We start from the raw sequence: 20,414 nt of genomic DNA on the forward strand, positions 1-20,414 counted from the left end.
TCGGAGATGTGTATAAGAGACAGGTCCCCACCGGCCTCCCAGCAGCCCGACGGCCCGCGCGTCAACCCGCGCGTCCGCCCCATCCACAACTCAGGACGACCCAGCCAGGAGGCCCCACTCGACCACGCCACACAGCTGACATTCCTGAGTTGCCAACGGGACGGGGCCGACGGTCCACCCGACCGCGACCGCGACCGCGCCTGGCCTGGCCGCCCCGCCGCCCGCCCGGCGGCACCGGCCCGCCGGTGCCGCGCCGGGCCTCCCGGCCGCGGCGGCTGCCCCGCTCGTCAGCCCCGTCGACAACTCAGGACAAGCCGGCCAGGAGGGCTCACGCGGCCCCGCCACACAACCTCGTTCCTGAATTGCCAACAGGGCGGAACAAGCCGGGCCGCGCCGGCCCGCCGGTGCCGCACCGGGCCTCCCGGCCGCAGCGGCTGCCTCGTCAGCCCCGTCGACAACGCAGGACGATCCCGCCGAGAGGCCCCACCCGACGCCGCCCCACGACCAACGGTCCTGAGTTCCCAACGCAGCGGGCCGCGACGGCGGGAGACGGCCGGACGGCCCGCGCCGACGCGCCGGCCGGGTACGGCCGCGCGCTCCGCGCGCTGACGGCCCCGCGGCCAGCGCCGGACCACGCCCCCGTCACGCCCAGACACGCCCAGACACGCCGCCTCAGCGGACCGCAGGCACCGCCGAGACCGTGCGGTCGATCGTGCACTGCCCGAGGACGCGCGTGCCGACGTACACGACGGCGGTCTGCCCGGGGGCGACGCCGACGATCGGCTCCGCCGGCGTGACGACGAGTTCCGTCCCACCGGTCGGCGTGGCGGCGACCCGAGCCACCGCCGGCACGGGGTCGGCGTGGGCGCGGATCTGGACCTCGCAGTCGAACGGGAGGGTCGGGTCGGCCGGGGCCGCACCGGCCCACGTGAAGCGCGCACCCGCGAGCTCCGCGATCGCCAGGGCCTCCTTCGGCCCGACCACGACGGTGTTGTCCTTCGGCCGCACCTCGAGCACGAACCGCGGCCGCCCGTCCGGTGCGGGGTGACCGATGGCGAGCCCCCGCCGCTGCCCGACGGTGTACGCGTGGGCGCCCTCGTGCGAGCCGACCACGGTGCCGTCGCGCTCGACGATGTCACCGGTCGCCGTGCCGACGCGGTCCGCGAGCCACCCACGGGTGTCCCCGTCCGGGATGAAGCAGATGTCGTGGCTGTCGGGCTTCTGGGCGACGGTCAGGCCACGCGCTGCGGCCTCCGCCCGGACCTCGGCCTTCGACGGCGTCGCGGCGAGCGGGAACATCGCGTGCGCGAGCTGCTCCGCCGTCAGGACCCCGAGCACGTAGGACTGGTCCTTCGCCCAGGCCGCGGCACGGTGGAGTTCGCGGGAACCGTCCGCACCCGTGACGATCGAGGCGTAGTGCCCGGTGGCGACGGCGTCGAACCCGAGCGCCAGGGCCTTCTCGAGCAGCGCCGCGAACTTGATCCGCTCGTTGCACCGCATGCACGGGTTCGGGGTGCGCCCGGCGGAGTACTCGGCGACGAAGTCGTCGACGACGTCCTCGGCGAACCGCTCGGAGAAGTCCCACACGTAGTACGGGATCCCGATCGCGGCTGCCGCGCGCTGGGCGTCCATCGAGTCCTCGATCGTGCAGCAGCCACGGCTGCCCGTCCGGAGCGTCCCCGGCATGCGACTCAGCGCGAGGTGGACCCCGACGACGTCGTGTCCGGCGTCGACGGCCCGGGCGGCGGCCACGGCCGAGTCGACGCCACCACTCATCGCTGCCAGCACCCTCATCCCTCAAGCGTACGTCGTCGGGCGTACCGTGGAGGGGCCATGAGCTCGCGCGACGCCACCTTCGACCTCCGCGCGGTCGCGTTGTCCGCGTTCCTGCCCGCGACGCTCTTCGCCATCGGCGAGGGCGCGATCATCCCGATCATCCCGATCGCGGCGCACTCGCTCGGGGCGACGCTCGCGTTCGCGGGGTTCGTCGCGTCGCTCATCCTGGTGGGCGAGCTCATCGGCGACGTGCCGAGCGGCTGGGTCGTGGCGGCGATCGGCGAGCGCACCGCCATGATCGGCGCCGCGCTCGTGAGCATCGTCGGCCTCCTCGTCGCGGTGTGGTCCCCGAACGCGGTCGTGCTCGCGGTCGGGGTGTTCCTGGTCGGGGTCTCCACGGCGGTGTTCGCCCTCGCGCGGCACGCGTACATGACGACCTCGGTGCCGATCGCGATCCGGGCCCGGGCGCTCTCGACCCTCGGCGGCGTGTTCCGCTTCGGGTACTTCGTCGGTCCGTTCCTGTCCGCGGGCCTGACGCACGTGACCGGCTCGACGCAGAGCGCGTTCTGGATCCACGTCGTCTGCTGTCTGGCGGCCGCCGGGGTCCTCCTCGTCGTACGCGACCCCGTCGACGGCGCACGCGGCCTCCGGGTCCGGCCCCGGGCCTCCCGGCCGTCGCCCGCACGTCCCGCTGCCGCGTCCGCGGACCCGGGCGGTGAGGCCGCCCGAGAGGGCGCCGAGGGCCTGTTCGGCACGATCCGCCGACACCGCGCGGTGCTCCTGCGGTTGGGCAGCGGCGCGGGCCTCATCGGCGCGATGCGGGCGGGGCGTCAGGTGATCCTGCCGCTGTGGGCGGTGAGCGTCGGCATGGACGACTCGACCGCCGCACTCGTGATCGGGATCGCCGGCGCGATCGACTTCGCGCTGTTCTACACGAGTGGTCAGATCATGGACCGGTTCGGCCGGCTCGCGAGCGCGCTGCCGTGCCTCGGGGGCCTGAGCCTGTGCTACTTCCTCCTGGCGTGGAGCGACCACCTCGACACCCGGGTGGTCTGGTTCGTCGGGGTCGCGATGCTGATGTCGCTCGCGAACGGCGTCGGATCGGGCATCCTCATGACCCTCGGCGCCGACCTCGCGCCGCGCATGGCGCCCGCGCCGTTCCTCGGCGCGTGGCGGTTCACGGGCGACTTCGGGAGCGCGGCAGCACCCCTCGTCATCTCGGGCGTCACGGCGGTCGCCTCCATCGCCGTCGCGAGCGGCGTGATGGGGGTGCTCGGGATCGTCGGCGTCGGCGTGCTGCTCCGGTACGTGCCGCGGTACCTCCCGCGCCCGCTGCGCTGACCGGCGCCCCGGCTCCGCCTCCGCAGCCGCTGGCTACACTGACCGTGCCGGCGGGAGTGGTGAAACTGGCAGACACGCAGGATTTAGGTTCCTGTGCCCTAGGCGTGAGGGTTCGAGTCCCTTCTCCCGCACGCAGCTGGCCACGGAGCCGGCACTGATCGAACGTGCAGGCCGCACACGACGGTCCCACGGGTCGAGGCCGCGGAACCGCTACCCTCGTGGTGCGGGCGCCCGCCCCGCGAGCCGCCGTGCCGCCGCTGGCTGCGCAGCCAGCCGAGCGCCCGACGACCGGAAGAGAGTCATGACGACCGTCGCACTTGCCCTGATCCCGTGGCTGGATCCGACCTACATCCTCCACCACTTCGGATCCATCGCGGTCCTCGTGCTGTGCGCGATCATCTTCGCCGAGACCGGCCTGCTCATCGGGTTCATCTTCCCCGGTGACACCCTGCTCGTGATCGCCGGACTCACGGCGTTCGACCAGCACGGGCACCTCGGCGGCCTGCCGATCTGGCTCATCGCCCTCTGCGTCGGCGCTGCCGCGTTCCTCGGTGGCGAGGTCGGGTACTTCATCGGTCGCAAGGTCGGTCCCCCGATCTTCGAGCGACGCGAGAGCGGTCTGTTCTCGAAGTCGAACGTCGACCGGACCTACGCGTTCTTCGACCGGTTCGGTGCACTCGCGGTCATCGTGGCCCGCTTCGTGCCGGTCGTCCGGACCTTCGCGCCGATCGCCGCCGGTGTCGGCCGCATGTCCTACCGCCGGTACTCGCTGTACAACGCGATCGGCGCGCTCCTCTGGGGCACCGGGGTGACGTTCCTCGGCTACGTCCTCGGCTACATCCCGCCGGTCGCGCACTTCGTGCGCAACTACATCGACGTCATCCTGCTCGCAGCGGTCGTCGTCACGGTCGTCCCGGCCGCGCTGACCTACGTGCGGAACGCGCGCAAGGCGAAGCGCGAGTCGGACGAGCACGGGACCGCGGGCGAGTCGACCGCCCGCTGACCCGGCCGGGAGGCCCTGACCCGGCCGGGAGGCCCGCCGGCGGCCCGCCAGGTCGGGCCGACCTCGCGCGCCCCTCCTCGCTCCGCCGTCCGGGAGGCCCGCCAGCAGCCCGACGGACCGGGGCCGATCCATGCGGCGCCGGTGTCAGACGCCGAAGTACTCGCGGACGATCGGCGCGATCGCACGGAACGCCTTCGACCGGTGGCTGAGGGCGTCCTTCTCCGCCGCGGACAGTTCGGCGGCCGAGACCCCGGCGTCGTCCGGTCGGAACACCGGGTCGTACCCGAAGCCGCCGGACCCCGCGGGGGCCTCGAGCACCTCGCCGTTCCACACGGCTTCCTCGACGTGCTCCCACTCCGCCGACGTCGCGGGGTCGGACGACGGCACGACGAACGCCGCGGCGCACACGAACGCCGCGGTGCGCTGCACCACGCCGGCCATGTTCGCGAGCAGCAGTCGCAGGTTGTCCCCGTCGTCGCGGGTCCCGGCGTAGCGCGCCGAGTGGATGCCGGGCGCCCCGCCGAGGGCGTCGACCGCGATGCCCGAGTCGTCGGCCAGGGCCGGCAGTCCGGTGTGCGCCGCGCAGGCCCGCGCCTTGATCAGCGCGTTCGCGCCGAAGGTGTCGCCGTCCTCGACCGGCTCGGGACCGTCGTAGGCGACGAGGCGGATGCCCGCGAGTGCGTCGCCGAGGATCCGCTGCAGCTCCTGGACCTTGTGCGCGTTGTGCGTCGCGAGGACGACGACGCGGTCGCGCGCCGCCCCGGCGGCGGCGTCGGCCCCGGCGGCGGCGTCGGCCCCGGCGGCGGCGTCGGCGTGGACCCCGGCGGCGTCGGCCCCCGCCCCGGCCCCGGTCATGCCGTCGCCGTCTCGGCGAGGACCGCACGCTGGATCGCCGCGAGCGAGGCCGTTCCGGCGAGCCCGAGGTCGAGCAGCGTGTCGAGCTCGGCCCGGTCGAACGGAGCGTGCTCGGCGGTTCCCTGCACCTCGACGAAGGTCCCGGCACCCGTCGTGACGATGTTCATGTCGGTGTCCGCGCGCGAGTCCTCCTCGTACGCCAGGTCGAGCATCGGCACGCCGCCGACGATCCCGACGGAGATCGCGGCGACGCTGTCCGTGAGCGGCGTCGCCTTCTTGCCGACGAACCCGCGCTCGCGGCCCCAGGCGATCGCGTCGGCGAGGGCGACGTACGCGCCCGTGATGGACGCCGTCCTGGTCCCGCCGTCGGCCTGCAGGACGTCGCAGTCGAGCACGATGGTGTTCTCGCCGAGTCCCTTCATGTCGACGACGGCACGGAGCGACCGGCCGATCAGCCGCGAGATCTCGTGCGTCCGCCCGCCGACCTTGCCCTTGATCGACTCGCGCTGCATGCGCTCGTTCGTGGAGCGCGGGAGCATCGAGTACTCCGCGGTCACCCACCCGGTGCCCTTGCCCGCCATCCAGCGCGGGACGCCGTTCGTGAAGGACGCCGTGCAGAGCACCTTGGTGCCGCCGAAGGCGATGAGCGCGCTGCCCTCCGCCTGGGCGCTCCAGCCGCGCTCGATGGTCACGGGACGGTGGTCGGTGGCGGTGCGTCCGTCGATGCGGGTGCCGTCGTCGGTCATGGTGTCCTTCCGGTGGTGGCTGGGATGCGTGGCAGGTCGATCGCGCCGGTCTCGAGATGACCCACGCGGGAGACCTCCGGTCCGAGGAACCGGCGGGCGAGCCGGATGAAGCCGGCGCGGTCGGTCCCGGTGGTGTCGAACGCGTACGTCGGCGGCGTCGTCGCCGTCCGCTCGATGCCGTGCTCGACGAGTCGACGGTAGACGTCGTTCGCGGTCTCCTCGGCGCTCGAGACGAGGGTGACGTCCGGACCCATGACGTACTGGATCGCGGCGGACATGAGCGGGTAGTGGGTGCAGCCGAGCACGAGCGTGTCGACGTCGGCGGCGCGGATCGGCGCGAGGTACTGCTCGGCCACGGCGCGGAGCGCGGGCGAGGCGGTGTCCCCGGCCTCCACGAACTCGACGAACCGGGGACAGGCGGCGAGGGTCAGCGTGACGTCCGAGGCCGCCGCGAAGGCGTCCTCGTAGGACCGCGAACCGATGGTGCCGATCGTGCCGATGACGCCGATCCGGCGCGTCCTGCTCTGCTTGACCGCGGCGCGCACGGCGGGCTGGATCACCTCGACGACCGGGATCCCGTAGGCCTGCTCGTAGCGCTCCCGGGCGTCCCGGAGCACGGCGGAGCTCGCCGTGTTGCAGGCGATGACGAGCGCCTTGACCCCTTGGTCCACCAGGTCGTCCATGACGTCGAGCGCGTACCGGCGGACGTCGGCGATCCGCTTCGGGCCGTACGGCGAGTGTGCGGTGTCCCCGACGTAGCGCATCGACTCGCGCGGCAGCTGGTCGATGATCGCGCGGGCGACGGTGAGGCCGCCGACACCGCTGTCGAAGACTCCGATGGGCGCGTCCGTCACGGCCCCCAGCGTACCCGCGCGGCTCGGCCGGGAGGCCCGACACCCGTCCGGCGGTCCGCCCGCCCATCCCGCGGCCGCTCCGCCGCGCGGCCGCTCCGACGGCCCGCCGGTCCGGCGCGCGGCAGGTCGGCAGCACGACGGCAGCACGACGGCCCGGACTACGCTCGGGCGGGTGACCACGGCCCTCCTCACCGACCAGTACGAGCTCACGATGGTGGACGCCGCCCTCAAGGACGGCACCGCGGACCGCCGCTGCGTGTTCGAGGTGTTCGCACGGCGCCTGCCCGACGGCCGCCGGTACGGGGTGTCCGCGGGACTGGGACGGTTCCTCGCCCTGCTCGACGAGTTCCGCTTCGACGACGACGACATCGCGTTCCTCCGCGACCGACGCATCGTCGCCCCCGGCACCGCGGACTGGCTCGCGGGCTACCGGTTCCGTGGCGACGTCCGGGCGTACCGGGAAGGCGAGGTGTACTTCCCGAACTCACCGATCCTCCAGATCGAGGGCACGTTCGCCGAGGCGGTCGTGCTCGAGACACTCGCGCTCAGCGTGCTCAACGCCGACTCGGCGGTCGCGTCCGCCGCGGCGCGCATGGTGTCGGCGGCCGACCGCCGCCCCCTCGCCGAGATGGGGTCGCGCCGGACCGGGGAACGCAGCGCGGTCGCCGCCGCCCGGGCGGCCTACGTGGCGGGGTTCGGGGCGACGAGCAACCTCGAGGCCGGCCGCGTCTTCGGCATCCCGACGATGGGCACGGCCGCACACGCCTTCACGCTCCTCCACGACTCCGAGGAGGCCGCGTTCCGCTCACAGCTCGCGGCACTCGGTGACGGCACGACCCTGCTCGTGGACACCTTCGACATCGAGCGCGCGGTCGAGACGGCGGTCCGACTGACCGACGGACACCTCGGTGCGGTCCGCATCGACAGCGGCGACCTGCCGAGCGTCGTCGCGACCGTGCGCGCGCAGCTCGACCGCCTGGGAGCGACGTCGACGAAGATCACGGTGACGAACGACCTCGACGAGTACACGATCGCGGCGCTCCGGGCAGCCCCCGTCGACTCGTACGGCGTCGGCACGAGCGTCGTGTCCGGCAGCGGTCACCCGGCGGCGGGCATGGTGTTCAAGCTCGTTGCACACGAGGACGCCTCGGGAGCGTGGGTGCCGGTCGCCAAGAAATCCGCCGACAAGGCGACGGTCGGTGGTGCGAAGACCGCGGGGCGCAGGCTGCAGGACGGTGTCGCGGTCGCCGAGGTCCTGCACGTGGGCGGTGCTCCCGCGGACGACGAACGGCCCCTGCTCGTCCCGGTCGTGACGCACGGCGAGGTCGACGACGCGTTCCTCGGCGTGCACGGGGTCGATGCTGCGCGCCGGCATCACCGCCGGGCGAAGGCCGAGCTCCCGGCGGACGCCGAACGGATCGGTCGCGGCGAACCGGCCGTCCCCACGCTGTACGCGTGAGGACGGGACGGACTACTCGTCGCGCATGCGCTCGTAGATCTCCTTGCAGGTGGGGCAGACCGGGAACTTCTCCGGGTCACGTCCCGGCGTCCACTTCTTGCCGCACAGCGCCTTGACGGGCTTGCCCGTCATCGCGGACTCGAGGATCTTCTCCTTCTTCACGTAGTGCGAGAAGCGCTCGTGGTCCCCGGGCTCGACGCCCTCGTCCTCGAGGAGCTGCTCGAGCTCGCGGTCCATCACGTCGAGGCCGCCACCACCCGGTTCCATCGTGCTCATGGACCCAGGGTACGTCGCCGTCCGGTGGACCGGATGTGCGCTCCGCCCGATCAGTTCCGCTGCGCCGCAGCGAGGATGTCCGGCCCGGAGCGGTCGAAGAGCCGGCCGCCGACGAACACGCCGATCACGAGCACCACGACCCCGATGGCGATGCCCGAGCCGAGCGTCGCGAGCGCCCAGGGGTGCAGACCGTCACGGAACGCGCGCACGGCGAACCACCCGGCGGGCAGGGTCAGCAGCACGGTCACGACGATCGTCGCGGACTGCGCGGTGACGGCGAGCGCGCCCGTGGCCTGCGGCTGCCGGAACGGGTGGTCGCCCGGTCGGACCGCCGGGTACGGCAGGAGCGCGGACGCGATGCTCGACAGCCCGAGGCCCGTGAGCAGTGCGCACCCGGCCACGCCGAGCACCACCGGCAGCAGCGACGGGTCGCCGTAGAGCCAGACGGACACCACCGCGCCGATCACCAGGGCGGGTACGCCGACGACGAGCACGGGCACGAGCCGACCGAGCCGGTCGCTCCACCCCGGTGCCCCCGACGCGACGTGGAGCCACACCGCGGTGTTGTCGTACGAGGCGTCGTTGTGGGGCAGGAACCCGGCGATGAGCGCCATGATCGGCAGCGGCACGAGCGCCGTCCAGTGCCACGGCATGCCCGCGACGCCGAGCGGCAGCACCACGATGGGCACGAACAGGAGCACGAGGTACGACGACCGGTAGCGCGGGTCGCGGCTCCAGTAGCTCAAGCTCCGCGCGGCCACGGCGCCGACCGGGTGCGCCGGGAGCTGGTCGAACCAGCCGAGCGTGCGGTAGCGCCGGGTGCGACGACCCGCGTCGACGTGTTCCAGCAGCGTGCCGACGAGTGCCCACCACGCCCACCCGAGCACGCCGATGACGGCGAGGGCGACGACGAGCTGCCCCACGGCGGCCCCCACGTGCCCGGCCGCGGCGGACGCGGGGAACGACCACGCCGCACCCCACGGGGTCCAACCGGCGGCCCGTGCCGCGTGCCGGACGCTCGCCGACACGGGGTCGTGTCGGGCCGCCATGACCACGAGCGAGAGCGCCGGCAGGCCGAGGACCACCACCACGAGTGCGACGAGCCAGCCGGCGTCGCGGGTGCGGTGCGCGGCGAACAGCCAGGCGCCGAGCGTCGCCGTCACCCGTGCGAGGAGCGCGCAGGTGAGCACGACGAGGACCGCGGACAGCAGCGCGAGCAGTGTCGTGCCGACGCCCCGGCTCCAGGCGACCACCTGCGCCACGGCGACGACGGCCACGGCCACGGTCGGCACCCCGACGAGTCCGGCGACGCCGAGCCCGAGGGTGAGGTCGCGACGGCCGATGCCGAACGTGGCGAAGCGCCGTGGGTCGAGCTGGTCCCCCTCACCGAGCGCGAACGGGACGAGCGTGAAGCCGAGCGCCACGAGTGCGCCGACCGGCACGACGAGGGCCGCGGCCGTCGACGCGGTGTCATCGCGGAGCCCGGCCACGGCGGCGGCGGCGCATGCGGCTGCGACGAACGCGGCCAGCGCGGCGACCACCACGAGGACGGAGCGGGACGCGGACCGGCGGAGCGCGCCGCCCAGCGAGTCGAGTCTCAGTCGGAGGAGTTGTGCAACCATTCCATGCTCTCTCCGACGACCCGGCCACCGGCGAGTTCGACGAACTTGTCCTCGAGGCTCTTGCGCCCGCGGACCTGGGCCATCGTGCCCGACGCGAGCACCTGCCCACCGACGATGATCGCGACCGAGTCGCACGTGCGCTGCACCAGTTCCATGGAGTGGCTCGACAGCACCACGGTGCCACCGCCCGCGGCGTACCGGCGCAGGATGTCGGTGATCGTGACGGCACTGACCGGGTCGACCGACTCGAACGGCTCGTCGAGCACGAGGAGCCGCGGCGAGTGGATCAGTGTCGCGGCGAGGGCGATCTTCTTCGCCATGCCGACGGAGTAGTCCGCGACCTGCCGACCGAGGGCCTCGCCGAGGTCGAACGCCTGCGCCAGGTCCGCGCTCCTCGAGCGTGCCGTGGCCCGGTCGAGGCCGTGCAGCGTCGCCGAGTAGAAGAGCAGCTGTGCGCCCGTCAGGCGGTCGAACAGGCGGAGTCGGTCCGGGAGCACCCCCATCGCACGCTTCGCCGCGGTCGGGTCGGACCAGACGTCGTGGTCGAGGACGGTCACGCTGCCCGCGTCGGGGCGGAGGAGCCCGGTCAGCATCGAGAGCGTGGTCGTCTTGCCGGCACCGTTCGGACCGACGACGCCGAACACCGAGCCCTTGCGGATCTCCAGGTCGATGTGGTCGGCGGCGACCGTCTGGCCGTACCGCTTGACGAGTCCGGAGGCCGCCAGGACGACCGGTTGCTGCGGCCGGGGCGAGGTGCGCTTCGTCACGGGTCGGGCGGCCCGCTTCTTGCCGGTCCGGGCGGTGCCGGGCGCGGCGGCCGTGGTGCGTTGTCCCCGGGCGTCCCGGGTGGCGTCGTCCTGCTCGGCCGGAACCGCGGGCGCCGTGGCCCCGACGGGCGGAGCGTCCGTGGACGTCACGATCGCATCGTCGTCACCGACAGCGGGAGGCAGGTCACCGACGTCCTCGAGCGGGAACTCCGACAGGTCCGCCGTCGCGTCCATGGTCGCGTAGGGCGAGGACTCGTCCGCAGCGGGGCCGGCGGCCGCGGTCGCCTCCTCGGCGCCACGCGCACCGCGGGCAGCGCCGGCGCGACCGCGCGGTGCACCCGGACGTGCAGCGCCGGAACGACCGGCACCCGTCCGCGGTGCCGCCGGTCGCTTGACCCGGGGCTTCGGCGTCGTGCTCTTCGGGACGGCGGCGGGCAGCGCGCCGCCCTCGCCGTCGGTCCGCTCGCCGTCGGTCACGTCGTCCCCCGTACCGCGCCGTTCGTCGACGCCATCCATGTTCCGGGTGGCAGCACCGACGGCGTCGTCCGCATCGTCGGTCACAGCTCCCACCGCCCCACCGTACCAACGCCAGGGATGACGCGAGCCCGGCTCCGCACGATCACGAATCGGACACGAAATGCGCGGTGCCCGGCCGCTCCGCGCACGAGGGCGCCTAGGATTCACCGAGACACAACGGTGTGTTCACGAATCAGCAACCTGCCGCGCTCGTCCGTCCCCGGGGTACCGATGTTCTCGGGCATCTCAGAGACGTCTCGGGCAGGATCGATCAGCCCGACCGCGCAACGGCGCCCGGGCGGACCCCGAGGAGACCAGCATGACCACGCAGATCGTGATCCTCGCCGCGGGCATGGGCAGCCGGCTCGGTCGCTCGCTCCCGAAGCCCCTCACCGAGCTGGCGGACGGCCGGACCATCATGCAGCAGCAGTTCGACAACATCCGCGCCGCGTTCGGGTCCTCCGCACGCGTCACGATCGTCGTCGGCTACAAGTCGGAGTACATCGTCGAGGCCTTCCCCGAGGCCTCCTTCGTCTACAACGAGTCCTACGACTCCACGAACACCTCGAAGAGCCTCCTCCGTGCGCTCGGCGCGTCCGGCAAGGGCGGAGTCCTCTGGATGAACGGCGACGTCGTGTTCGACCCGCGTGCGCTCGTGCGCGCTGCGGACATGATGGACCAGGACCGCTCGTTCGTCAGCGTCAACACCGAGAAGGTCTCGGACGAAGAGGTCAAGTACACCGTCGACGCCGAGGGCTTCATCGACAAGCTCTCGAAGCGGGTCGTCGGTGGGCTCGGTGAGGCCGTCGGCATCAACTACGTCTCCTCGTCCGACAAGCAGGCGCTCATCCGTCAGCTCGGTCGCGTCGACGACCAGGAGTACTTCGAGGGCGGCATCGAGGCGGCCATCGCCGAGGACGGGCTACGCTGGTCGCCCGTAGACATCTCCGACCTCTACGCGGTCGAGATCGACTTCGCCGAGGACCTCGAGCGCGCGAACGACCTGTTCGTCTGATCCGTTCCGTCCGGGTCGCCTCGGCTCGATGCCGAGGGAACGCATGACCACGACGAGTGCGCCGGTGACCACACCGACCGCCCCGGCAGCCTCACGGACCGCGAGCACCCGGTACCGTCACGCACTCTGGCTCCTGACGATGCGGGACCTCCGGGTCCGGTACTCGACCTCCGCGCTCGGGTACCTGTGGTCGATCCTCGATCCGCTCGTCATGTCGGGCATCTACTGGTTCGTCTTCACGCAGGTGTTCCACCGCGACGTCGGCGAGGAACCGTACATCGTGTTCCTGCTCACGGCCCTGCTGCCGTGGATGTGGTTCACCGGCGCCGTCTCCGACTCGACGCGCGCGTTCATCAAGGAGACCAAGCTCATCCGCTCGACGACGATCCCGCGGAGCATCTGGGTGGCGCGGGTCGATCTGTCGAAGGGCATCGAGTTCCTCTTCAGCATCCCGGTCCTCGCGCTGTTCGCCGTGGTCTCCGGAGCGCCCGTGCACTGGCAGATCGTCTGGTTCCCCGTCGCGATCGTCGAGCAGCTCGTGCTCGTCTACGGCATCGGCATGATCGTCGCCCCCCTCGTCGTGTTCTTCCGCGACCTCGAGCGCGCGACGAAGCTCGTTCTCCGCTTCGCCTTCTACGCGTCGCCGATCATCTACTCGCCCCTCAACCTGCCGAAGGCCCTGCACGGCTGGTCGTCGTTCAACCCGCTGACGGGCATCTTCAGCATGTACCGGTCGGGGTTCTTCCCCAACCAGTTCAACGAGCGGGCGATCGTGGTCGGCGCGGTCGTCACCCTCGTCGTGCTCGGCGTCGGCCTGCTCGTGTTCCGCGCGAGTGAGCGCCGCGTCCTCAAGGAGCTCTGATGACCGCACCCGTCGCCACCGTCGACGTCCGCACGACCCCGGTGATCGCGGTCGAGGACGCGGGCATCCGGTTCCGTCGCAACCGCCGCTCGCACCGGAGCTTCAAGGACCTCTTCGCGGGGCGGAGCCGACGACGACGCCCCGACGAGTTCTGGGCCCTCCGACACGTCTCGTTCACGGTGCAGCCGGGCGAGTCGATCGGCGTGGTCGGGCGCAACGGCCAGGGCAAGTCGACGCTGCTCAAGCTCGTGGCGCAGGTGATGCTGCCCGACGAGGGCCGGGTCCACGTCGGCGCCGGGGTCGCGCCGCTCATCGAGATCACCGGTGGCTTCGTCGGCGACCTGACCGTACGCGACAACGTCTTCCTCACCGCCGGCCTCCACGGCATGTCGAAGGCCGAGATCCAGGCGGCCTTCGACGACATCATCGCCTTCGCCGAGATCGGTGACTTCGTCGACACCCCCTACAAGCACCTGTCGAGCGGCATGAAGGTCCGGATCGCGTTCGCGGTGATCGCACGCCTCGAGGAGCCGATCATCCTGGTCGACGAGGTCCTCGCCGTGGGCGACAGGGCGTTCCGCGAGAAGTGCTACCGCCGCATCGACGAGATGCTCGCCGGTGGTCGCACGCTGTTCTTCGTGTCCCACAACGACAAGGACCTGCGCCGCTTCTGCACGCGCGGCCTCTACCTGGACAAGGGAGCACTCGTGCTCGACGGCACGATCGACGAGGCGCTCGACCGCTACGCGGCGGACAGCGCCGGCGCCTGACCCGCGCTCGCTCCCGCTCCACAACCGGAGCCGCACCGCCCCGCTCCACAACCCCCGTCGGCCCATGGGTCCGCCCGGCCCCCACCGTCGGCCGCTCCCCCTAGCGTCGGCCCCATGCTCCACACCGAGACCGCGTACCCCGTCCCCTTCCAGCTCGAACGATCCGACAGCCCGCACCGCTACGACCTCCGGAACCGGAGCGACGAACCACTCGACGGCCTCACCCTCACGCATCTCGGCACCGGGTACGCTCCCCCGCTCCGCATCCGCCGGCTCGATCCCGGTCAGGCACTCGGCATCGCCGTGTTCGGTGGGGCGCCGGAGGACGCCGGCGTGGTCGTCGTCCGGTGGCGCCGGCCCGACCGGCAGGAGTACCTCTGGCGGGTCGCCCTGTGAGGGCGCCCGGGCCGGAGCGCAGGTCAGGCGGTGGGCGCAGGCGCGGTGGGCGTGTCACCGCGCGCGTCATCGGCACCGCGTTCGCGCGCGACCTCGTGCCAGCGGGCGAGCAACCGCTCGACCGCGGCGTGGAACCGCGCCGTCGCCGCTCCGGGCGTCGTGTCCCCGAAGTACCGGCCCACCCAGTACTGGAGCCGCTCGGTCTGCGAGGCGTCGTGCAGCGCCGCGTCGACCCGGTCGAGCACGGCGGGGGCGTCCTCGGCGTGGAGCCAGTCCGCAGCCGTCAGGTAGCCGCCCTCGTCGACCTCGGCGTCCGGATGGACGGGCCGCGTCACGATCAACGGGCGACCGACGGCGAGCCGGTCGTAGATCATCGCGCTGATGTCCGTGATCGCGACGTCGGCGTCGGCGAGCTGCCACCCGAGCACCGGACCGTCGTCGTACACGTGGTGAGCGGCCGGATCAGCGGCGTTCGCGGCGGTGATGGCGGCGACGATGCGCTGGTGGGCCTCCCGGTAGTCGGCGTCGCGGACGCCGCTGCGGGGGTGTGGCCGGTACACCAGCCGGTGCTGGGGCGACGCGAGCACGCGCTCGGTGAGCGCGACGCCGTGCGTGGCGATGGAGCCGTACGCGGCTGCTGGCCGGTCGCCCTCCCAGGTCGGCGCGTAGAGCACCACGGTGCGACCGTCGGACGGATACGGCACCGCGCCGGCGAAGTGATCGGCCTGCGGACGTCCGATGGCGATCGTCCGGCGATCGAGGTCGTAGTCCCACAGCGCCTTCGACAGCCGGTCGCGCGCGGCGTCCCCGGCGATCAGGGCGTAGTCGTACGCCTTGAACTGGTTCGTCGTCATGTACATCTTGTCGCTCTCGCCGTGGTTGACGAAGACGTGCCACATGCGCCCGTACCGCATCATCTGGAAGTTTCGGGCGTTCTGGTTGACGTACAGGACGATGCGCGGGCGCTGTTCGTCCACGAACCGCTCGAGGTCGACCACTTGCCGCGCGTACACGACCGCCACGGGCGCCTCCTCGAGCAGACTCAGCATGGTGCCGGGCGACCGCGCGATGATCGCCACCGGGTGCTCCTTGGCGAGCTTGGCCAGCGGCGCGTACCACTGCCGGATCTGGTACATGTTCACGGGTCCGTCGGCGAAGTACACGGCGACCTCGATCGAGCGGGGATCCGGGACGTCGACGGACGGGAGCCGTCGGTCGAGTTCGCGGCGGTTGCGGCGCGAGCGCACGAGGCGGGTGACCAGCCGGCGCGCGGTGCGGACGTCACGGAGGATCGGCAATGGTCCCTCCTTCCGGCCGTCCTGGGACGACCACTTCGATCTGGGCTAGACGACGGGCGGCCGACCGGCGGCGGTCATGCGCGCGATGGTGATGAGGCCGAGCGGTCGGCGGGGGCCGCAGTCGGTGGACCAGCCCTCGCGGAGACCGGCGAACCACACGAGCAGTCGTCGCGGGTGTCGACGCCACCGGATCAGCTGGACGAGGGCCCAGCTCGCCACGTACACCGGCTGCAGCACCGCCGGAAGGTTCCGGCGGGCGAGCCACACCCGGTTCCGGGCGTTGAGCCGGTAGTACTCGCGGTGCCGAGCCGGGTCGATCGCGGGGTGGTGCGCGACGAGGTCCCCCGCGTACCAGGCACGCCGACCGACGCCCCAGACGCGCCAGGCGAGCTCGATGCCCTCGTGGGCGTAGAAGTACACGTCCCCCCAGCCGCCCGTGGCGCGGAACACCTCGAACGGCAACATCGTCGCGCCCTCCCACACGCTGAACACCGGACCGGACCGCTGCGGGTCGCCCTTGCGGATCCGGGGCACCCAGCGGCGGGGGTTGGACGCCCCGCTCGGGTCGACGACCCGCGGCTGGATGAGTCCGAGCGTCGGATCTCCCTCGAAGGCACGCACGGCGTCCGCGAGGAACGACGGGGACGGGATCGCGGCGTCGTCGTCGAGGAAGAACACGTAGTCGCCCTCCACGACGGCTGCTCCGGCGTTCCGGCCCGCGGGGATCCCGACGTTCTCGGCGAGCGCGAGCGGTCGGACGTCCTCGGGCAGGCCGGTGGGGGTCCAGCCGTTGCCGACACACACGACGTCGAGCTCGACGCGCTCCTGTGCGAGCACGGACTCGAGCCCGCGCCGGAGGTCGTCCGGACGCGTGCCCTGTGTGAGGCTCACCACCGCGACCCGCGGACGGTCACGATGCGGCACCGCTCGGCGGCGCAGGGTCCCGGGCCCGGTCACGCCCGCACCCGCTTCGAGGCGATGATCGCGAGGAAGTGCCCGGCGAGCGCCAGGACCGACAGCGGCAGGAGCGCCCCGACGAGGATCCGGTCCGCCAGCGGGTGCCCCATGACGAGCCCGAGGAGCGCGAACACGAACGCGAGGATGGTGAGCTCGACGGAGTGGTACAGCCGGTGGAACGGCAGGAACCGCGCGACCTGGCGGAGGGACGCGAGGCGACGGCCGCTCGGCACGGTCGTGTGGTCGCGGCGGTCGACCAGTCGATCCAGCCCCGCGTTCGCCCGCGCCACGTGCACCATGTCGTTGAGCGCCTTGTTGAGCACGATCACGAGCGCCAGTGCGAACCCGATCGTCGTCCACGCGTAGTCGCCGCCGTGCACGGGCCAGGTCGCGGCTCGGACGCCGAGCGCAGCCGGGATCAGGCCCTCAGTCGTGTAGTGGCCGACCTTGTCGAGGAACACCCCCGCGGGTGACCGGGTCCCCCGCCACCGGGCGACCTCACCGTCGGAGCAGTCGACGAGCATCTGGAGCTGTCCGAGCACGAGCGCGAGCGCGGCCCCGAGGAGTCCGGGCACGAGCAACGCGGCCGCCGTGCTCCAGCCGACGAGGATCATGACGCCCGTCACCTGGTTCGCGCTGATCCGGGTGCGCAGCAGGAACCAGGTCAGGTACGGGGAGACGTCGCGCAGGTACAGCGACGCCGTCCAGTGTTCCGCATTCGCACGTGAGCGGACCTCGTCGGGCTGCGTCACCGCGCGGAGCTCGGCGATGGACCGCGGCCGGTCGTACGCGTGCTCGGCGTGGTCGCCGAAGAGGCGGTCCTGGGGCAGCGACTCGTCGTCCGCTCCCGACTCGCCCGGGACGTGCTCGGGGATCTGGTCGTCGGTCATGTCACCTCCCGGTGTGGGTCGTGAGTTCGGAGGTGCGGGCGAGGAACCCGAGGACGAACCCGATCCCCCACCCGATGTGGATGCACGGCAGCACGACGACGAGCCACGCCCGCGTCACCGGGTCACTGCGGCGTGCGACGACCGATGCGCCGACCACCACGAACGCCAGGTACGCGCCCGGGACGACGAACCCGAGCATCGCCCAGGAGAGGGCCGACCGGAGGATCGCCCCGACGACGCCGACGATGCCGGCGATGACACCGCCGGACACCGCCACGACCATGACCGGGGGGACGAAGTACCGCAGACCGTTGCCCGTCGGGAAGCGCCGTGCGAGCTCGCCGCGCCACAGACCGGTCGCCACGAACTGCCGCACGAGGCGACGCAGGCTCGGCCGGGGCCGGTACGTCACCACGAGTTCGGGGGTGAACCACACCGTTCCGCCCGTCATCCGCAGACGACGGTTCAGCTCCCAGTCCTGGCCGCGCTTGATGCCCTCGTCGAACAGACCGACCTCGACGAGCCGCTCGCGTCGGAACACGCCGAGGTACGCGGTCTCGGCCGGACCGGCCTGACCGCCCACGTGGTGCGGGGTGCCACCGAGCCCGACCCGACTGCCGTACGCGAGCGCGACCGCGCGCTCGAACGGGGTGCGTCCCTCGGCCCGCATGATGCCGCCGACGTTGTCGGCGCCGGACTCGAGCAGCACGCGGACCGCGACCCGCGTGTACTCCGGCGGCAGCACCGAGTGGGCGTCGACGCGGACGACGACCGGGTGCACCGAATGCCGGATGGCGACGTTGAGCCCCGCGGGCGTGGAGCCGACCGGGTTCGGGACGGCGCGGATGCGGGGATCGGCGCGGCTCATCTCCTCGACCAGCTCGTTGGTGCCGTCGATGGAGGGGCCGAGCGCCAGGATGATCTCGATCGGTCCGTCGTAGTCCTGGTCGAGCAGGCTCCCGACCGCCGCACGGACCTCGGTGACCTCGTTGAGGACCGGCATCACGTACGAGACCCCCGGCAGGGGCTGGCCGTCTGGCTGCATTCGATCAGTACCTCGTGGTCCTCGCGGAACGGAGCCGTGGCCCACCGGGGACCGCCCCGTAGAGCGTGCACGAGCCTAGCAGCGCCGTCGACCGCGCCCCTGCGCCCGGCCGGGATGGCGGGAGGCCCGGCCCACCTCGTCGAGGTGGGCCGGGCCTCCCGGTCGGCCGCCCGGCGTCAGCTGGCCTTGTAGGTGCCCAGCGTGACGTCGGCGGTGTGGCTCTGCCCGTTCCGGACGTACGTGACCGTGGTCTTCGCACCGCCCGCGAGGTACCGCACCTGTGCGGTGAGGTCGGTACCGTCGGTGACCTGGACGCCACCGAGCGCCGTCACGACGTCGCCCTTCTGCAGCCCGGCCGACGCCGCGGCGCCACCGCTCGTCACCGACTTGATGACCGCGCCCACCTGCGTGGCGCTCGTGTCGTCGGTCGCGTCGCCGACCGTGGCGCCGAGGAGACCGTGGCTGGCGGAACCGCTGTCGATGATCTCACCCGCGACGCGCTTGGCAAGGTTCGCTGGGATGGCGAAGCCGACGCCGATGCTGCCGGACTGGGAGTCGGACGACGACGAGGAGCTGCCCGCGCTCGCGATCGCGACGTTGATCCCGATGAGACGCCCCTTGGAGTCGAGCAGCGCGCCACCCGAGTTGCCCGGGTTGATCGCCGCGTCGGTCTGGATCACGGGCAGCGACACGACGTCCGACGTGGACGCGCTGCCGTTGTCGCCGTTGCCCCAGAAGTCGTACGGGCCCTGGCCGTTGTTGCCGCCGCCGTCGTTCGAGTCACCGGAACCGCTGCTCGGCGCGCTCGACGTGACCTGGATGCTCCGGTTCAGGGTCGAGACGATGCCGTCGGTGACGGTGTTCGACAGCCCGAGCGGCGCGCCGATCGCCACGGCGGTGTCGCCGACGTTGAGCTTCTCCGAGTTGGCGAAGTCCATCGGGGTCAGGCCGCTCGCGTCGATCTTGACGACCGCCAGGTCGACCGTGGGGTCGGTGCCGACGAGCGTGCCCTTGTAGATCTTGCCGTCCGAGGTCGTGACCTGGATCGTGCCCTTCGAGCTGTCACCGTCGAGCGTCACCACGTGGGTGTTCGTGACGATGTAGCCGTCCTTGTCGAGCACGACTCCGGATCCGGTGCCGGCCTCACCGCCCGCGGTCACGTTGATGGTGACGACCGAGGGCGTGGCCTTCGCCGCGACCGCGGTGACCACGGTCGCGGAGTTGTAGTCGTTCACCGTGAGGTGCCCGTTCGAGGTGGTGCCCGACGAGGTCGTCGTGGTCGTCCCGCCGTCGTGGTCGGCCGCGGCGTACACGGTCGCCCCGCCCAGCCCGCCGATGACCGCGCCGATGACGAGCATCCCGATGAGCGGCAACGCGCCACGACGTCGGGCGTCGCGCGGCTGACCGCTGTCGCCGCCCTCGAAGTACGTCCCGTTCCGCCGGTCGGCGCCGTCCACGTCGCCGAACGCGCTCGTCGGCGCCTGCGAGGAACCCGGAGCGGTGGTCTGGTGCGCACCCGGTCCGTAGCCGATCGGGTGTCCGTACTGGTCGGTCGCTCCCTGGCCGCCGGCGGACGGAGCGCCGTACGCCGAGCCGCCGTGCGACTGCCCGTAGGGCGACTGCTGGCCGTACTGGCCGCCCTCCTGGTGGCCCTGACCGTACTGACCGTACTGACCGTACTGGCCGCTGTCGTGGCCCTGCTGGCCGTACTGCCCCTGCTGGCCGTACTGCCCCTGACCGTACTGCCCCTGCTGGCCGTACTGCCCCTGGCCGCCCGCGTCGCGGGGGTAGGGGGCCGTGAAGCGATCGGTCTGCTGCGCGTCCTGCGCGCGACCGTCGGAGCCGTACCCCGGCAGTCGCTCGCCGTACCGCGGCTGGTCCGCGTCCCCCGTGTCGGCCCCGGTCGTGCGGGCCTCGTCGTCGTCGGCCGTCATCGGCGTGCTCCAGTTCTCATCGCGGTCGGCTC

General features: G+C 72.4%; 19 protein-coding genes and 1 tRNA gene. 8 read left to right on the plus strand and 12 right to left on the minus strand.

All coding sequences use genetic code 11. The features are described from left to right. Nucleotides 1-672: 672 nt before the first annotated feature. A complete protein-coding gene (mnmA, locus tag DEI82_RS08155; protein ID WP_111036459.1) occupies nt 673-1,794 on the minus strand; it encodes a tRNA 2-thiouridine(34) synthase MnmA in 1,122 nt (373 codons plus the stop codon). 39 nt (nt 1,795-1,833) lie between these two features. On the opposite strand from mnmA, the gene DEI82_RS08160 reads away from it, so the two are divergent. From DEI82_RS08160 to DEI82_RS08170, 3 genes are all read left to right on the plus strand, one after another. Further along, complete coding sequence (locus tag DEI82_RS08160) at nt 1,834-3,117, plus strand: MFS transporter (RefSeq protein WP_111036460.1); 1,284 nt, start codon at nt 1,834-1,836, stop codon at nt 3,115-3,117. Between the two features lie 50 nt (nt 3,118-3,167). Next, nucleotides 3,168-3,248: transfer RNA gene (locus DEI82_RS08165), tRNA-Leu, on the plus strand. Nucleotides 3,249-3,418: 170 nt separating this feature from the next. Next, the gene (locus tag DEI82_RS08170) at nt 3,419-4,120 is read left to right on the plus strand and encodes a DedA family protein (RefSeq protein WP_111011582.1); all 702 of its coding nucleotides are present in this window, start codon (nt 3,419-3,421) and stop codon (nt 4,118-4,120) included. Between the two features lie 144 nt (nt 4,121-4,264). On the opposite strand, the gene rdgB is transcribed toward DEI82_RS08170, so the two are convergent. The 3 genes from rdgB to murI are packed head-to-tail and all read right to left on the minus strand — an operon-like array spanning nt 4,265 to nt 6,575. After that, nucleotides 4,265-4,975, minus strand: coding sequence for an RdgB/HAM1 family non-canonical purine NTP pyrophosphatase (gene rdgB / locus DEI82_RS08175; protein ID WP_111036461.1), 711 nt, complete (start codon nt 4,973-4,975; stop codon nt 4,265-4,267). Beyond that, on the minus strand, nt 4,972-5,721 hold the full coding sequence (gene rph, locus DEI82_RS08180; protein WP_111010820.1) for a ribonuclease PH: 750 nt from the start codon (nt 5,719-5,721) through the stop codon (nt 4,972-4,974). Before rph ends, rdgB begins: the two co-directional genes overlap by 4 nt. Further along, nucleotides 5,718-6,575, minus strand: coding sequence for a glutamate racemase (gene murI / locus DEI82_RS08185; protein WP_111036462.1), 858 nt, complete (start codon nt 6,573-6,575; stop codon nt 5,718-5,720). The genes rph and murI overlap by 4 nt, the downstream gene beginning before the upstream one ends. 211 nt (nt 6,576-6,786) lie before the next feature. On the opposite strand from murI, the gene DEI82_RS08190 reads away from it, so the two are divergent. After that, nucleotides 6,787-8,034 (plus strand): nicotinate phosphoribosyltransferase, encoded by a 1,248-nt coding sequence (locus DEI82_RS08190; protein ID WP_375334618.1) that lies wholly within the window; start codon nt 6,787-6,789, stop codon nt 8,032-8,034. Nucleotides 8,035-8,046: 12 nt separating this feature from the next. Here DEI82_RS08190 and DEI82_RS08195 read toward each other — a convergent pair whose 3' ends face one another. The 3 genes from DEI82_RS08195 to DEI82_RS08205 are packed head-to-tail and all read right to left on the minus strand — an operon-like array spanning nt 8,047 to nt 11,269. Then, complete coding sequence (locus DEI82_RS08195) at nt 8,047-8,310, minus strand: DUF3039 domain-containing protein (protein WP_111010823.1); 264 nt, start codon at nt 8,308-8,310, stop codon at nt 8,047-8,049. A 50-nt stretch (nt 8,311-8,360) separates the two neighbouring features. Beyond that, nucleotides 8,361-9,932, minus strand: a complete 1,572-nt coding sequence (locus DEI82_RS08200) for an ABC transporter permease (RefSeq protein WP_111036464.1) — start codon at nt 9,930-9,932, stop codon at nt 8,361-8,363. Then, a complete protein-coding gene (locus DEI82_RS08205; protein ID WP_258372008.1) occupies nt 9,908-11,269 on the minus strand; it encodes an ABC transporter ATP-binding protein in 1,362 nt (453 codons plus the stop codon). The genes DEI82_RS08200 and DEI82_RS08205 overlap by 25 nt, the downstream gene beginning before the upstream one ends. Before the next feature lie 265 nt (nt 11,270-11,534). Between DEI82_RS08205 and DEI82_RS08210 the strand changes: the two genes are divergently transcribed. The 4 genes from DEI82_RS08210 to DEI82_RS08225 all read left to right on the plus strand — a co-directional run bounded on the left by DEI82_RS08210 (nt 11,535) and on the right by DEI82_RS08225 (nt 14,258). Next, nucleotides 11,535-12,230, plus strand: coding sequence for an NTP transferase domain-containing protein (locus DEI82_RS08210; RefSeq protein WP_111010825.1), 696 nt, complete (start codon nt 11,535-11,537; stop codon nt 12,228-12,230). A 43-nt stretch (nt 12,231-12,273) separates the two neighbouring features. Beyond that, entirely contained in the window at nt 12,274-13,092 is an 819-nt protein-coding gene (locus DEI82_RS08215; protein WP_111010826.1) for an ABC transporter permease, read from the plus strand. Continuing rightward, nucleotides 13,092-13,862, plus strand: a complete 771-nt coding sequence (locus DEI82_RS08220; protein WP_111010827.1) for an ABC transporter ATP-binding protein — start codon at nt 13,092-13,094, stop codon at nt 13,860-13,862. The genes DEI82_RS08215 and DEI82_RS08220 overlap by 1 nt, the downstream gene beginning before the upstream one ends. 114 nt (nt 13,863-13,976) lie before the next feature. Next, complete coding sequence (locus DEI82_RS08225) at nt 13,977-14,258, plus strand: hypothetical protein (RefSeq protein WP_111027115.1); 282 nt, start codon at nt 13,977-13,979, stop codon at nt 14,256-14,258. 23 nt (nt 14,259-14,281) lie between these two features. Here DEI82_RS08225 and DEI82_RS08230 read toward each other — a convergent pair whose 3' ends face one another. The 5 genes from DEI82_RS08230 to DEI82_RS08250 all read right to left on the minus strand — a co-directional run bounded on the left by DEI82_RS08230 (nt 14,282) and on the right by DEI82_RS08250 (nt 20,382). Next, nucleotides 14,282-15,556: a CDP-glycerol glycerophosphotransferase family protein gene (locus DEI82_RS08230; RefSeq protein ID WP_111036465.1), complete on the minus strand. Its 1,275-nt coding sequence runs from the start codon at nt 15,554-15,556 to the stop codon at nt 14,282-14,284. A gap of 45 nt (nt 15,557-15,601) precedes the next feature. Further along, nucleotides 15,602-16,447 carry a glycosyltransferase family 2 protein gene (locus tag DEI82_RS08235; protein WP_258372009.1) on the minus strand — a complete coding sequence of 282 codons (846 nt, stop codon included), beginning with the start codon at nt 16,445-16,447 and terminating at the stop codon, nt 15,602-15,604. A gap of 62 nt (nt 16,448-16,509) precedes the next feature. Continuing rightward, nucleotides 16,510-17,403: a CDP-alcohol phosphatidyltransferase family protein gene (locus DEI82_RS08240; RefSeq protein ID WP_111036466.1), complete on the minus strand. Its 894-nt coding sequence runs from the start codon at nt 17,401-17,403 to the stop codon at nt 16,510-16,512. Nucleotide 17,404: 1 nt separating this feature from the next. Next, the gene (locus DEI82_RS08245) at nt 17,405-18,448 is read right to left on the minus strand and encodes a glycosyltransferase family 2 protein (protein WP_111010831.1); all 1,044 of its coding nucleotides are present in this window, start codon (nt 18,446-18,448) and stop codon (nt 17,405-17,407) included. A 176-nt stretch (nt 18,449-18,624) separates the two neighbouring features. Beyond that, nucleotides 18,625-20,382, minus strand: a complete 1,758-nt coding sequence (locus tag DEI82_RS08250; RefSeq protein WP_258372010.1) for a S1C family serine protease — start codon at nt 20,380-20,382, stop codon at nt 18,625-18,627. Nucleotides 20,383-20,414: the final 32 nt, after the last annotated feature.

This window comes from Curtobacterium sp. MCBD17_019, from assembly GCF_003234555.1.
GTDB lineage: Bacteria > Actinomycetota > Actinomycetes > Actinomycetales > Microbacteriaceae > Curtobacterium.

Bases quoted from the DNA above. Each gene is read 5' to 3' on its own strand.
- DEI82_RS08190 (WP_375334618.1), top strand. From the start codon at position 6,787: ATGGTGGACGCCGCCCTCAAGGACGGCACCGCGGACCGCCGCTGCGTG.
- rph (WP_111010820.1), bottom strand. From the start codon at position 5,721: ATGACCGACGACGGCACCCGCATCGACGGACGCACCGCCACCGACCAC.
- DEI82_RS08220 (WP_111010827.1), top strand. From the start codon at position 13,092: ATGACCGCACCCGTCGCCACCGTCGACGTCCGCACGACCCCGGTGATC.
- rdgB (WP_111036461.1), bottom strand. From the start codon at position 4,975: ATGACCGGGGCCGGGGCGGGGGCCGACGCCGCCGGGGTCCACGCCGAC.
- DEI82_RS08210 (WP_111010825.1), top strand. From the start codon at position 11,535: ATGACCACGCAGATCGTGATCCTCGCCGCGGGCATGGGCAGCCGGCTC.
- DEI82_RS08160 (WP_111036460.1), top strand. From the start codon at position 1,834: ATGAGCTCGCGCGACGCCACCTTCGACCTCCGCGCGGTCGCGTTGTCC.
- DEI82_RS08225 (WP_111027115.1), top strand. From the start codon at position 13,977: ATGCTCCACACCGAGACCGCGTACCCCGTCCCCTTCCAGCTCGAACGA.
- DEI82_RS08200 (WP_111036464.1), bottom strand. From the start codon at position 9,932: ATGGTTGCACAACTCCTCCGACTGAGACTCGACTCGCTGGGCGGCGCG.
- DEI82_RS08245 (WP_111010831.1), bottom strand. From the start codon at position 18,448: ATGCAGCCAGACGGCCAGCCCCTGCCGGGGGTCTCGTACGTGATGCCG.
- DEI82_RS08195 (WP_111010823.1), bottom strand. From the start codon at position 8,310: ATGAGCACGATGGAACCGGGTGGTGGCGGCCTCGACGTGATGGACCGC.
- DEI82_RS08240 (WP_111036466.1), bottom strand. From the start codon at position 17,403: ATGACCGACGACCAGATCCCCGAGCACGTCCCGGGCGAGTCGGGAGCG.
- DEI82_RS08250 (WP_258372010.1), bottom strand. From the start codon at position 20,382: ATGACGGCCGACGACGACGAGGCCCGCACGACCGGGGCCGACACGGGG.
- DEI82_RS08170 (WP_111011582.1), top strand. From the start codon at position 3,419: ATGACGACCGTCGCACTTGCCCTGATCCCGTGGCTGGATCCGACCTAC.
- DEI82_RS08215 (WP_111010826.1), top strand. From the start codon at position 12,274: ATGACCACGACGAGTGCGCCGGTGACCACACCGACCGCCCCGGCAGCC.
- mnmA (WP_111036459.1), bottom strand. From the start codon at position 1,794: ATGAGGGTGCTGGCAGCGATGAGTGGTGGCGTCGACTCGGCCGTGGCC.